Source organism: Aureimonas pseudogalii (genome assembly GCF_014196835.1).
In the GTDB taxonomy this organism is placed as follows: Bacteria; Pseudomonadota; Alphaproteobacteria; order Rhizobiales; family Rhizobiaceae; genus Aureimonas; species Aureimonas pseudogalii.
In genome coordinates this window covers 1-13,171 of sequence record NZ_JACIEK010000020.1, presented here as the reverse complement: position 1 = coordinate 13,171, position 13,171 = coordinate 1, and the positions used below count along the sequence as shown (strand labels likewise).

Genomic DNA, 13,171 nt, shown 5'->3' with positions numbered 1-13,171 from the left:
AGGCCCACGGTCATGCGTTCTTAGAACCCGTCAGGATCCGAGAGCCTGCGGAAATTGCGACCGAGACCTACACCGATCGAGCGGTCGGGATCGAGCCTGCCCGAAAACCAAGACTTGGCTCTCAGTCTCAAAAGGCACCAAACGGCTTGATGGCGCAACTTGGATCGGATGCATCGGGTGCACCTCGTGCGTTTATCTTAAAGAAAGGTTACGTTAGGGTTGGGCGACGGCCTCGTCGACATTGGTGAAGATTGGAAAAAGACGTAGAAAGCCACTCATTTCGAAGACAAGCCGGATGCGGCTATTGAGACCCGAAAGAGAAAGCGAACCGCCCGGGATCGGCTTAATTTTCTTGGCGGCGGACAAAAACACCGATAGTCCTGTACTGCTGACGTAATCGATACCGGCGAGATCGAGCACCAGTCTCGTATCGCCGCGTTGGATCGCCGCGGAAAGATGACGGTCCAGTAGGGGGGCCGTATTGCTATCGAGCCGGCCGACCGGGGCGACGACGAGCCGGTCGCCTCGTCTAACTTCAGTAATGTTCATGGCATGATCCCGAAAAAATCGCGTCTCGATGGGTATCGTCAAGGCTTCGTCAATGCAATTTCTATCTTCTACTCATCGGGCAGTACTCTTACAAATGCGTTTTCATGACCGCTTCATCGATCAAACCGCATCCGACGACGCCCGGTGACCGGCTGGCCGCCGAGGTCGCGCGCATGTTGCTGCCGCAGCGGTTTCCCCACCGGCGCGACCTCGAGCTTTCCGGTTTGGTCGCCGAGTCGGCGGATGTCTGCTCCTTCTATGATACGTTCTGGCAGCCGGGTGGCCTATTGGCGCTCTGTGCCGCGCATATTCCGCGCGCCGGCGCGTCGGGCGCGATGCGGGCGGCCGCTCTCCAGAAACTCGTGCGAGCCGGGCTTGGCCTGTCGCTGCCGACGGACGAAACGCTGATGCTGGTGGAGCGGGCCTACGAGGCGGAGTTCGCCGACACCGCCTTCGATCTGGCGCTTCTCACCCTCGATCCCGCAAGCGGGCGGTTCAGCGGCGGCGGCCGGGGGCAGCACGTCAGGGCGATCGGCGGGCAGACCGTTTCCAGCGATGGCGTACTGCCGGCCGGATCGGTGCTCTGGCTCGTCGCCGGCACGCGGGCGCTGGGCGATCCGGCGAAAGAGACCCCTGATTTCGGCATGGACGATCTCGCGTCTCGTCTCCTCAAGACGCTGGTGCCCGGCGTGTCGTTGGTGGGACTCACGCTGCGCGCCACCAGCGGGAAAGCCCCCCACGATTTTTCGATGATGAACGATCTTGCTGCCATTGCCGGCCTGGTTTCGGGTATCGAGGCGACCCTGGCCCGCGAAGGGGTTCCTGAGCCGGTCGGTGCAGCGCTGGGACTGGCGCTCGACGAATTGCTGACGAACACGGTGAGCTATGGTTATCTCGATGGCGGACAGCATGAGATCTTGGTGGGGCTTGACGTCGCGCCCGGCTGCGTTGATCTGTCCGTACGCGACGACGGTCGCGCCTTCGATCCTCTCCTTGCGCCCGACCCCGATCTGACCGCAGAACTGGAGGATCGCAAGGTCGGTGGGCTCGGCATCCACTTCGTCCGCACGCTCGTGGACGAGACGAGCTACGAGCGGGAGAGGGGATGGAACGTTCTAAGGCTGAAGAAGCGGTTCGACGCGGAAGCGGATCGTGAGCCATCTGGCGGTTGAACCGGCAGATCGTTAAACAGACATCGTTTTCTCCGGCAGAGTTCGCCTGCCCAAGGTCTCCTATGCCTCCAGCTGCCAGAATGACCGACCTCGTGTTGCAGGACGCACCACATTGTCATGCGCCCATTCATCCGGCAGCGCCCGTGCCGACGGCTGTTCCCCATCCGGCCATGCCGCTTCCCATCGTGAAGGGCCAACCCAACGTCCTCATCGGCAATCTTCCGGCCGCGCGTTTGTCCGACATGACGCAACCCTGCCTTCTGGCCGGCTGCGTTCCGGGTGGGCCGGGGATGCTGGCCAAGGGATCGGCGACGGTGATGATCGGCGGCCTGCCCGCGGCTCGGGTCGGCGACCTGACGATGCATCCTGCCTGCGTTGCCCCCGTTCCCAGTCCCACCGGGAAGGTTCTGCCGCCCGGCTATCCCACCGTCATGATCGGTGGTTGAATGCGGCTCGGGCATTTTCAATCCTTGCGTCCGGTCTGCGTGGCATGTCGCCTGAAGGGCGGTCTCGCACCACTGACGCTGACCTGCGTGGAGGAAGAGCGGAACGACGATGTGCGGGCCGGCATCCTCCAGTGCGACGCTTGCGGTTCGCGCTATCCCATCCTCGATGGTTTGCCGGTGCTGGTGCCCGACCTGTCCCGCTATCTGTCCGACAATCTGTTCTACCTGACGATGCGACGCGATCTGTCGCCTGCCGTCGCAGATCTCCTGGCGGAAGCGACGGGCCCCGGTGCCGGGCTTGACGCGATTCGCCAGCACGTCTCCTCCTACGGTTGGGATCATTGGGCCGATCGCGATCCGGCGGAAGCCGGAGCCGAGCAGGTCGAGCCGGGGCAGGCCGCCCGAATCATGGCGCACCTTCTCGATGGGATCCCGGCATCCCTTCCTCCCGGACCGCTCCTCGATCTCGGCTGTGGGGCGGGGCGCACCGTGGCGGAACTCGCCGAGCATACGGACCAGCTGGTGCTCGGGCTCGACCTGTCCGTGCCGCTGGCGCGTGTGGCCCAAGATGCCGTGGTCGGCGGGCAGGTGGCCTACGACCGACGGCGCGGCGGCCTGCATTTCGAACGACGCGCCTTCGACGTTCCCGCCCATCCGCGCTGCGACATCTGGATTGCCGATGCGCTGGCGTTGCCGTTTGTCGACGCGAGCTTCGCACTCGTCACGGCGATCAACCTTCTCGACTGCGTCGCGGATCCCTCGCAGGCGCTGGCCGAGTTCGGCCGCGTGCTGATGCCCGACGGAGCCTGCGCCCTCGCCACCCCGTTCGACTGGAGCGGTGCGGCGACGCCGCTTGCGAATTGGCTGGGTGGACGTGCGGCGCAGAGCGCGCACAAGGGGCGTCCCGAGCAGGCCCTGGACGCACTTCTGTCCGATGGAGCGCAGGCTGCCGGTTCCCTGCGTCGAAGCCGTCCAACCGAAGAGGCGGAATGGCAGATCCGGCTCCACGACCGCTCGTCGATGCGTTACCTCACCCATCTGTCCTGGTCCGCCAACGCTCTTGTAGACGTGGCGACATGATCGCCGTCCCAACACGCTTGCGGCGTCCGATCTCGTCTTCGGTCCACGCTCGTCCCGCACGTGCCCGGCAGTCTCCATCACGTTCTTCTTTTGGCCATCAGCCTGTCCAGGACGGCCGCATCGCGCCCCGGTCCGACAGCGCTAGCCGGGCGGCATCGATCATGCGTCTCACCCTGACCCTTCAAGGACCGGAACGACTGATGGGCGCGGCGCGGTCGCGAAGCCTCGACACCGGCAGCCTGCTGATCGGCCGCTCGCCTGTCTGCGACTGGGTTTTGCCCGATCCCGATCGGGTCGTGTCCGGACGTCATTGTCGGATCGACGGCGAAATCGACCGCTTCGTCCTGACCGATCTCTCCACCAACGGAACGTTCCTCGGCGATGCAAGCGATCCGATCGGCTTCGGCGCCAAGGTCGAACTTCAGGACAAGCAGGTGCTTCGCCTCGGAGATGCGTGCGTCGTCATCGAACTGACCGGCGCGTCCCCCGCCACCGCGCCACATACGATACCGGGAAGTCTGGTCGCCGACGACTGGTTCGCGGCTCCCGCATCCATGGCCGGTGGATCGAGGCTGGAAGAAGAGTTCGACGAGCTGTTCGCCCGAGAACTGGTCGATCCGTCCCGGCAGGTAGAGCCGGCCGTGGGGCTTGCGGCCGGGGGCGCAAGCCTTGCCCACCTGTGCGATGGGCTGTCGGGCCGTGCTGTTCTTGCCGCTTTGGAGGACGTGACCGCCGATTGGGAATCGGGGACGGCAGATCGACTGAAGCGCCAACTGGCCGCACGCCTTCAGCAGATGCTATCAACGGCACCGCTGTCCGACGACCGCGAGGTCGGTGGTGCGTGACGTGACCTTCAGTCGCCGATCTTTCTTTGCGCTCGGTCTCATTCTGCCGGTGGCAGGCTGCAGCCTTCTTAAAAAAGACCCTGTGCCGGCCAAGGAGATCGAGATCAAGAAGCCGGCCGACGGAGCCAAGATCGACTTTCTCGCCACCGCTTCGCCCCTCGTCAATCCGGGTCGGGATGGCGTGCCGTCGCCGATCTCGGTTCGTCTATACGTCTTGTCGTCGCCCGATGTCTTCACGGAGGCGAACTTCTTCGAGTTGTGGGAGAAGGACGAGGCGACCTTGGGTGCGACGTTGCTCGGCAAGAAGGAACTTTTCCTCACACCCAGCGACGTGCAGCGCATTTCCGCGCCGCTGGCCCCGGATGCGCTGGCCGTCGGCGTGACGGTGGGCTTCGAGGAATTCCAGAAGGCGAAATGGCGCGCGATCATTCCGCTGCAGGGCGAGAAGACCCTCAAGATCCGCGCGAAGATCGACAGCGAATCGGTCACGCTCGGACCACAGGACGAATGAGACTGAAAACTTCCGGCACGCGGGACGTCCGCGTGGTGATGACTGCGAACAGGAACGGGACCGCAACGTCATGGCATTTGCGAACAGGGTCGTCTGGTCCGAGGGCATGTTCATTCGTGCCCAGCATTTCCAGCAGGATGCCCGTTACATGGAGCGGCTCGTGCGCGGGCGGGCCGCGGGGCTTCGCGGGTACGGCTGGGGGCTGCTTGAGCTGAAGCTCAATCACGAGTTGCTGTCCACCGGACGGTTCGCGGTGGAGCGCGCCGGCGGCGTGTTCGAGGACGGCACGCCCTTCGTGCTGCCTGACGACGCGCCGCATCCCGAGCCGCTGCATCTGCCGGAGAATACGCGCAACTGCATCGTCTATCTGTCCGTCCCCATCAGCCAGCCCGGCGGTTTCGAAGCAGCGGGCCCGAACGGCGAATCGACGACGCGCTTTCGCGTGGTGGAACGGGACGTGCCCGACGCCAATGCCGGAGAGACGGCGTTCGCGCCCATCCAGGTCGGTGAGCTGCGCCTGTCCTACACGCTGGAGACAGCCGAACGCAGCGGTTTCCACCATATCGGCCTCGCGCGCATCATCGAGGTGCGCTCCGACAACAGCGTCGTTCTCGACAATAACTATGTGCCGCCGCTTCTCGATTGCGCCGTGTCTCCGTATCTGACGGCCCTGCTGAACGAGGTGGTCGGACTTCTCAACCATCGCGGCGAAGCCATTGCCGGTCGGCTCGTGGCGGGCGGCGGGGCAGGGACCTCGTCGGACATGACCGACACGTTGATGCTGCAGGTGGTCAATCGCTGGCAGCCGCTGTTCGAACATCTCGCCGTCGCGTCCGTCGTCCATCCCGAAACCGTCCTGACGGCCATCGCTTCGCTGGCGGGGGAGCTTGCGACCTTCACCAGCGCCGAGCGACGGCCACGCTCGTTCCCGGCCTATCGTCACGATCAACTGCACCTGACGTTCATGCCCGTCGTGACGGCGCTGCGGCAGGCGCTTTCGACGGTTCTCGACCAGGGAGCGATGGCGATCGCGCTGACGGAACATCGCTACGGGATCAGGGTCGCGCAGGTCCCGGAGCGCTCCATGTTCGCCAAGTACAGCTTCTTTCTCGCGGCGAAGGCCAACATGCCCGCCGACGTGCTCATGCGCGGTCTGGTCGGGCAGGTGAAGATCGGTCCGGTCGAGCAGATCCGGGAACTGGTCAATACGGCCTTGCCAGGCGTGCCGTTGCGCGGCCTGCCCGTCGCACCGCGGCAGATCCCGTATCATACGGGCAAGGCCTATTGCGAACTCGACCGGTCCTCGCCGCTTTGGCGTCAGTTCGCCACATCGAGCGGCATGGCGCTGCATGTGGGCGGGGATTTCCCCGGTCTGGAGCTCGAACTCTGGGCGGTGAAGGACTAAACCGTGCAGATGAGGCCACCCAACCCCTTCGCGCCGGATCCGGCAGCGGGCTCGCAGTTCGATCCGGACGCCACGATCCGGCGTCCGCTCTCGCCCTCCTCACCTTACGCTGCGCCGTCCAACTCGCCTGCCCAACAGCCGTCCTACGGATCGCGGGTCGGCGGTTCGGGCTTGGGCGCCCCTCCGGCATGGGGGGCACCCAGCAGTGAGTTCGCATCGTTCGACGGCCCGAACAAATCGGATCCGTTCGGCTTCTCCGGCAATGGGCGAGACCCACTGGATTTCGGGTTCTCTTCCGACAGGTCTTTCGGCAGCCCGCCCACCCCGCTGCGCTCCGAGTTCGGTGCTCTCGCAACCACGATCCGTCTTGGTCCGGACTCGCATGTGGAACAGGCTTTCGAACTCGCGGCGCTGAACCCCCTTGTCGCCGTCGCATCGCCGCTTCTGTGGCTCGCAGCGCGCCTCAACGAAAGTCTTCCGGTTGACGACGTCGGGCAGTTCCGGGCGCGCGTGATGGACGACGTCTCGCGTTTCGAGAGCCACGCGATGACGCGGGGCGTCTCGCCAAGGCTCGCTCGTGTCGCCCGCTACGCTCTTTGCGCGACGATCGACGATATCATCCTGAACACCGCCTGGGGCGGGCAGTCGGACTGGCCGGCAAAAGGGCTCGTCAGCACCTTCTATCAGGAGACGTGGGGCGGCGAGCGCTTCTTTGATCTCCTCGGACAGCTTTATGGGCAGCCCGAGGAGAATCTCGATGCGCTGGAACTGATGGCACTCTGCCTGTCGATCGGCTTCGTCGGCAAGTATCGCGTGATGGAGGGCGGGCCGGCTCATCTCTCGCGGTTGCGCGGCGAGCTGTACCGCACAATCCGCCGGCTACGTGGGCCGCATGAGCGCCGTTTGTCGGCGGGCTTCACGGCAGTCGATGCACCCTATCGTCCGCCGGCCCGGATGATCTGGTTCTGGGCGCTGTCGGCCGCGATCGTCGCCGCGCTGGTGGTCCTCCATGTCGTCCTTGGACTGCTCCTGTCCTGGCGCGTGGACGCTGCAGCGGAGCGCGTCGCCGCCCTGTCGCCGGCCATGCCGATCTTCGTCGGGGCACCGAACCTGCCCGACGTTCCCGAGCCGTTCACGCCGCAGGGCGAACTTCAGACCCAGCTGCAACGCGTTCAGGATGCGGTCGCGACGGACATCGCCAGCGGTGAACTCGAAGTGGTGGCCGACGGCGGCGACATCGTGGTTCGGTTGCTGCGCGCGTCCTTCCCGACGGGCGGCACCGCCCTCGGCGAGAACGAAGCGCCGATGCTTCGCCGGATCGCGGCGGCCCTCGACCCGGAGCCCGGCCGCGTCACCGTGATCGGGCACACCGACAACGTGCCGATCGCCAACGCCTCGCCGACGCGCAACAACGACACGCTCTCGCGCGACCGGGCGGCATCCGCCGCGGCCATGCTTCAGCGCTTCCTCTCCGATCCCTCCCGCACGTCGTTTCTGGGCCGTGGGGATGGTTCGCCCATCGCATCGAACGCCACCGCGGAGGGGCGGACACGCAACCGACGCGTGGAGTTCCGCATACCGGCGGAGGACGCGACGCCGTGACGCCGCGCCGCATTGCGATCTGGAGCCTCAGCCTGTTGCTCGCGCTTGGCGCGGGGCTCGTCGTCTGGCGCCAAGCTCCCGTGGCCGCAGACGACGTTCGGTTCGTCCTGACCGCCGCACCGGTCGTCCTCTGGGCGATGCTCCTTTTGTTGCTTGGAATGCGTCCGGCGCGGCCGGACGTGGTGGCTGCGGTTCCTCTGGCGCGCGAGGGCGCGCGGGAATGGCGCTCGGCGTTGGCCGCGCGCCGCCTGGCCGGGCCGCACCAGCGCTATCGGCTCCCGCTCTTCGTCGTCGTCGGCCCGCCCGGCATGGGCAAGACACAGCTTCTGGAACGATCGGGCCTCGATCTCGATGCGCCGGTGGAGGCGGAGGGGGCCCGCTGGTGGCTGGGATCCGAGGCGATCTTCGTGGAGATCGCGAGCGTCCCGGCCGAGGTCGAGCGTTTGGCGGCATTCCTTCGACGCTTTCGTCCGGCCTGCCCGATCAACGGCGTCATCCTCGCCGTCAGCCCCGCCGATCTGACGCTTGCCGATGCGCTGGAGCGCCGCGAGATCGGGGAAGGCTTGGCGGCAAGTCTCGCTGCGCTCGAAACGCAGGCTCGATCGCGCCCCCCCGTCTATGTCGCGCTGACCAAGATCGATCTCGCACCGGGCTTCCTCGAAGGATTCGAAGCCCTGGAGCCGGGCGAACGCCACCAGTCCTGGGGCTTCTCGTTCCCCTTGTCGCTGCGCGACGGTGCCAAGACGGCCGATGTCGTCGAGGCCTTCCATGCCGGCGTGCGCAGCTTGGTCGAAGCCACGCGAACTCGACTCCTGGATGCGCTGGCCCGTGTGGACGACCCGCTGCGGGGGGGGCGGCTCATCGGCTTCGGCGCGCAGGTCGCGGCCATGGATCCGATCGTCGATACGGTTCTGCGTCCGATCCTTCCCTCCGATATCCGTCGTCGCAAGGGCGCTTTCCTGCGCGGCGTCTACCTCACCAGTTCCCAGCAGGACGCGTTGACGATCGACGCGCTGCTGCCCGAGCTGGCAGCCCGCTACGCCATGCCGCGCAGCGGCACGCTGCCCGATATCGAAGTGGGCGATGCCGAGCACGGGTTCTTCGTGGCGGGCCTGCTGCGAGACGCGGTGATCCGCGAAGCAGGTCTCGTCGGCATGGCTCGCCCGCCTTGGTATCGTCGTCCCATCTTCGGCGTGCTGATCCTGACCGTCTGCGTGTGTCTGTCGCTCCTTGGCGCGGTGACGCTGCGTCTTGGGTTCGACCGGGCCGAAAGCCGGATCGAAAGGGTGGAGACACAGCTGTCGCGCCTTGACACGGCGGTGCTGTCGTCCCGCGATGCCAGCGACGACGTGCTGAGCCGCGTCGCCGAGACGACGGATCGCATCGGTCGGCTGAATGGCTTGGACGAGCTCGGTATACTCTTCCGACCCTTCCCGATCACCGATCTGCGTCGGGAGATCGCCACGGCCCACGAGACCGCCCTGCGCAACAGTCTGGGTCCGCACCTCACGGCGCGGCTGGCGCGGGATCTCGCCGATCTCGGCGCTGACCGCGATACCGTTGCGCTTCGTCTCGCCGCCGCCTCGCCCGATGCGCAAGGTCACGCGGCAGCGCTTGGCCAATGGTTGGAGCAAACCGCTGCGGCGCTGCCGGGTGGCGGAACCCAGGCTTCATTCCTGCATGAAAGTCCCGCTGCGTTGTCGCTGGCGCCTGCTAGACCCGACCCGGTCTATCTCGACGTGGCACGACGTATCCTCGCCTGGAAGGACAGCCAGCCATGAGCCGGTCGTCGTCCCGCGGGCGCATGCGTCACCTCGTCACCCATCCGCTGACCTGGATGTCCGCCGCGGCCCTCATCGTCGCCGCCCTCGTCTGGTTCGGCGGGCCGCTCCTCGCCTTCGGCGACGTCCGTCCCCTCGGTGACACGACACCGCGTCTCGCGCTGCTTCTGACGATCGCTTTGGCCTGGGGCATCGCGGCGGTGCTTCTGGGTTGGCGCAAGGGGGCGCACGACCAGCGCCTGGTGTCGGCTCTGCGCCAGCAGGAGGCGGAGACGAATGCCGGTGCGAACCAGCACCGCTCCGAGGTCGAGCGTCGCTTGACCGTCATCCGGCGCAAGACCGACGAGACGCTGGCCCGGCTCGGACGCGACGGCGGACGCGGACGCATCGGGCGGCGCGCCTTTCGCCTGCCGTGGTACCTCGTCATCGGGCCCACGGCATCGGGCAAGACGGCCCTGCTTCTCAACGCCGATCTCAGCATGCCGTTCGGCCCACCGCAGGGGGCCGGGGGACCGACGGACGACGTCGATTTCGTGTTCACCGAGAACGCCGTCTTTCTCGATCTCGCCGGGCGCCTGACAGGGTCGGGAAGCGAGCCGGCAGACGGTCAGGTCTGGCTGCGGCTCCTCGATCTCGTCCGGCGGTTGCGCCGACGGCAACCCGCCTGTGGAATCGTTCTCGTCGTGGATGCGTCAAGCTTTGCCGAGATGGGCGAGGAGGCACGTCGCTCGCTCGCCAAGACGCTGCGCCGCCGACTGGACGAGGTCGGCGAGCGGTTGCTGGCCCGCCCGCCCGTTTATCTCGTCTTTTCCAAGCTCGATCGCCTCTTGGGCTTCTCGACCTTCTTCGAGACGACCGATCGCAGCGAGCGCGAGGCTGTCTGGGGCATGCCGTTCCTCGCATCGGAAGACGAACGGGAATTCGCGCCTGCCGAACGGTTCCGAACACGGTTCGGCGACCTGGCCCGATGGGCGGCCGAATGGCGTCTGCCGCGGCTTCAGGAAGAGCCCGACGCGCGTCGCCGGGCGCTTGTCTATGAATTTCCCGAGCAGTTCGCCGCGCTCGGGGATCTGGTGGCGCCGTTCATCCAGATCCTAGCCGTCCCGCACCGGTTCGACCGCCCGCCCTATCTGCGCAGCATCTCCTTCGCCTCGGCGCGACAGGGAGGTTCCGCGATGGATCTCGTTGGCTTGGCGGCTGGAGAAAGCTTTGCCGCGCCCTCCGGGCTTCCCCGACCGGGCGAGCCTGATCCCTCTCTGTCACGCCCCTTCTTCGTGCGAGAATTCCTGGCTGCCCTCGCGCCACGCGACGCCCTGCGCAGTGGCCTGTCCACAACCGCGCGCCGTGTCACGCAGAGTTGGCAGATGGCGGCCGCCGCATGTCTAGGTCTGCTGGCGCTGGGTTTGTCCGCACATTGGATCTCCCGCCATCAGGCGGCATCCGCCTATGCGGCTGCGATCGAAAGCGACGCTGCCGCCATGCAGGATCGCCTGTCGAGCTCGCGGTTCGGCTCCCGGCTACCCCCTTTCATCGACGTCCTCCCAATCCTGAACGGCCTGCGGATCCTCGAAGGACGCGAACCCGGCGAAGACCTCGGTCGCATTGCCGAGGTGCCCGCGCTGCAAAGCGCCGCCGGGGATGCGTATACGGCGGGGCTCAATCGGCTCTTCGTGCCCTATTTGACGGAAGGGCTCCAGGCGACGCTAGCGGACGAGGCCACCAGCGTGCCGGATCTCTATCAAGGGCTGAAACTCTACCTCGCGCTGTCGGGAGAGCGCCCGCTCGACACGCTCGACCTGCCGCGATCGGGCGCATGGCTGGCTCGACGCTGGCTGGCCGGCTCTTCCGATGCGGACCGTGTCGCGTTCGCGGCGCATGTCGCCGCGCTCGGAACCCACGTCGTCGCGGTGTCGCCTGTCCAAGCTTCGCTCGTCGTCGACGCACGGCGACGCATCGCCGCCTATACGCTGGCGCAATTGGCGCTCGACGTGGCGCGCGCGCGCCCTGAGATCGAGGCGCTTTCGCCTTGGCGGCCGAGCGACCATGCCGGTGCAGCGGGGCCGCTCGCCTTGGCGAGACTCGATGGCGGCTCGATGTGGGACGGCCTTCCAGGCTTTGCGACAGCGGGCGCCTTCGACCGTGCGTCGCTGCCGGCCCTGCGGGCCGCGGCGGCGGAAATCCAAGGCGACGCCTGGGTGCTCGGCTCAAGCGAAGGGCGCGCATCGAGCGATGTCTTCGAGGGGACGCTGGGTCTCTTCTCTGCCGAGACGATCCGCCTCTGGGATGGGCTCCTGTCCGATCTGACCGTGCGGCCCATGCCGACGGCGGCGGACGGTGCGAAGCTCCTATCCCTGTTGGTGACGACGCCCTCGCCGGTCGCCGACCTTCTGTCGGCCATCGCGAAGGAGACCGACCTTTCGCCCCCTGCCATCCCGCCCGCCGCCGCAGACGCGATCGCTGCGGCCGTAGCACCAGCCGCCACCACGCTCGGCATCGGCGCACCTGCTGATCCCGGGCGCGTGGTGACCGCAGCGTTCGCGCCCCTGCGCCGGGCGACAGCTGCCTCCGAAGGGAATGCCTCTCAGGTCGCCGGCGTTCTGGCCGCGTTCGAGCCGCTCTACCGCCAGCTCAACCATATCGCCGAGGGCGGCAACGTTCTCGAACTCGGCACCGAACCGCAGACGGTCTCGGCACAGATCGACCTTCTCGTCGCGGCTCTTCCACCCTCGCTCCAGCCCTTCTTCAAACGCGTGCAGACGGCGGCGATGGACCTGATCCAAGGCGCATCCGGCGAACGTCTGCGCGAAGTCTGGAACACCACGGTCCTGCCCGCCTGCCAAGCGGCGACCTTGAACCGCTTCCCCTTCAGCGCACGTGCCAGTGAAGACACGCCCTTCGAAGACTTCAAGTCGGTCTTCGGGCCTCGGGGGCAGATCGCTGCTTTTCGCGAAGCCTATCTCAAGCCCCTCATCGACACGAGTGCGAGACCCTGGACCTGGCGAGCGGGACGCCCCGAGGATCTGTCGCTCGATGCGGCGGCGCTGAGGGCGTTCGAACAGTCGGACGGCATCACGCAGGCTTTCTTCCCCGGCGGCGATGGACCTGCCTCCCGCTTCGCACTCTTGCCGATCAGTCTCGACCCCCAGGCACAGGTGGCGCGCTTCGACGTCGGGGGGCAGACCTTGCGCTTTGCCCATGGACCCGCGGTTCCGCTCAGCGCACAATGGCCTCCTGCTCTCTCCAACGCTCCGGCGGCGTTGACCATGACGCCTGAGATCGACGGCGGCACGAACATGGCGATGGGAGAGGGGCCGTGGGCCTTGTTCCGTCTGATGAACCAAGCGGCGTCACGTCGGTTGGTCGACGGCAATGCGCTCCTGGCGAGTTTTTCTCTTGCAGGTCGAGCTTTCACACTGAAGCTGACACCCGCCAGCACACGCAACCCGTTCGAACTAAAGCTGCTCGACAATTATCGATGCCCTCAGCTCTGAAGATACATCGGATGAACCGCGGGTGATGTTGTCGCCCTTTGAATTGGCTTGAACCTCATTTTACCTCGGCAGGTGACTCACCCAAGCGATCAAGTCACCGTCGCGATCAGGGCGGTGGCGGCGAGAGCGTTGACTGCGGGGCGGTCGTAGCGGGTCGCGATCCGCTTCGAATTCTCGAGATGGCCGAACTGGACTGGACTTACCCCGGGAAAGTGGAGAGCGGTTTCGATATTACGCGGCTTGTCTCTCGAACTGAAGCGGGCTGATGAAGGTTAGCGCCGAATGTCGC

The 13,171-nt window shown here is 66.3% G+C and carries 10 protein-coding genes; 9 read left to right on the top strand and 1 reads right to left on the bottom strand.

What is annotated here, in order from left to right:
* Positions 1–213: 213 nt before the first annotated feature.
* A complete protein-coding gene (locus GGR04_RS21210) occupies positions 214–549 on the bottom strand; it encodes an STAS domain-containing protein (RefSeq protein WP_183202253.1) in 336 nt (111 codons plus the stop codon).
* A gap of 104 nt (positions 550–653) precedes the next feature.
* On the opposite strand from GGR04_RS21210, the gene GGR04_RS21205 reads away from it, so the two are divergent.
* From GGR04_RS21205 to tssM, 9 genes are all read left to right on the top strand, one after another.
* Complete coding sequence (locus tag GGR04_RS21205; protein WP_183202251.1) at positions 654–1,721, top strand: ATP-binding protein; 1,068 nt, start codon at positions 654–656, stop codon at positions 1,719–1,721.
* Positions 1,722–1,864: 143 nt separating this feature from the next.
* Positions 1,865–2,167, top strand: coding sequence for a PAAR domain-containing protein (locus GGR04_RS21200; protein ID WP_376769884.1), 303 nt, complete (start codon positions 1,865–1,867; stop codon positions 2,165–2,167).
* A gap of 39 nt (positions 2,168–2,206) precedes the next feature.
* Positions 2,207–3,247 carry a methyltransferase domain-containing protein gene (locus GGR04_RS24490; RefSeq protein WP_183202249.1) on the top strand — a complete coding sequence of 347 codons (1,041 nt, stop codon included), beginning with the start codon at positions 2,207–2,209 and terminating at the stop codon, positions 3,245–3,247.
* A gap of 161 nt (positions 3,248–3,408) precedes the next feature.
* The gene (locus GGR04_RS21190; protein WP_183202247.1) at positions 3,409–4,092 is read left to right on the top strand and encodes an FHA domain-containing protein; all 684 of its coding nucleotides are present in this window, start codon (positions 3,409–3,411) and stop codon (positions 4,090–4,092) included.
* Positions 4,085–4,603: a type VI secretion system lipoprotein TssJ gene (tssJ, locus tag GGR04_RS21185; protein ID WP_183202245.1), complete on the top strand. Its 519-nt coding sequence runs from the start codon at positions 4,085–4,087 to the stop codon at positions 4,601–4,603. The genes GGR04_RS21190 and tssJ overlap by 8 nt, the downstream gene beginning before the upstream one ends.
* Positions 4,604–4,673: 70 nt before the next feature.
* Positions 4,674–6,008: a type VI secretion system baseplate subunit TssK gene (gene tssK / locus GGR04_RS21180; protein ID WP_183202243.1), complete on the top strand. Its 1,335-nt coding sequence runs from the start codon at positions 4,674–4,676 to the stop codon at positions 6,006–6,008.
* Positions 6,009–6,392: 384 nt separating this feature from the next.
* Positions 6,393–7,610, top strand: coding sequence for a type IVB secretion system protein IcmH/DotU (gene icmH, locus GGR04_RS21175; protein WP_183202242.1), 1,218 nt, complete (start codon positions 6,393–6,395; stop codon positions 7,608–7,610).
* A gap of 407 nt (positions 7,611–8,017) precedes the next feature.
* Positions 8,018–9,391: a type VI secretion protein IcmF/TssM N-terminal domain-containing protein gene (locus GGR04_RS21170; RefSeq protein ID WP_210291914.1), complete on the top strand. Its 1,374-nt coding sequence runs from the start codon at positions 8,018–8,020 to the stop codon at positions 9,389–9,391.
* Complete coding sequence (gene tssM / locus GGR04_RS21165) at positions 9,388–12,882, top strand: type VI secretion system membrane subunit TssM (protein ID WP_183202240.1); 3,495 nt, start codon at positions 9,388–9,390, stop codon at positions 12,880–12,882. Before GGR04_RS21170 ends, tssM begins: the two co-directional genes overlap by 4 nt.
* The last annotated feature ends 289 nt before the right edge of the window (positions 12,883–13,171 follow it).

Bases quoted from the DNA above. Each gene is read 5' to 3' on its own strand.
- GGR04_RS21210 (WP_183202253.1), bottom strand. From the start codon at position 549: ATGAACATTACTGAAGTTAGACGAGGCGACCGGCTCGTCGTCGCCCCG.
- GGR04_RS21205 (WP_183202251.1), top strand. From the start codon at position 654: ATGACCGCTTCATCGATCAAACCGCATCCGACGACGCCCGGTGACCGG.
- GGR04_RS21190 (WP_183202247.1), top strand. From the start codon at position 3,409: ATGCGTCTCACCCTGACCCTTCAAGGACCGGAACGACTGATGGGCGCG.
- tssK (WP_183202243.1), top strand. From the start codon at position 4,674: ATGGCATTTGCGAACAGGGTCGTCTGGTCCGAGGGCATGTTCATTCGT.
- tssM (WP_183202240.1), top strand. From the start codon at position 9,388: ATGAGCCGGTCGTCGTCCCGCGGGCGCATGCGTCACCTCGTCACCCAT.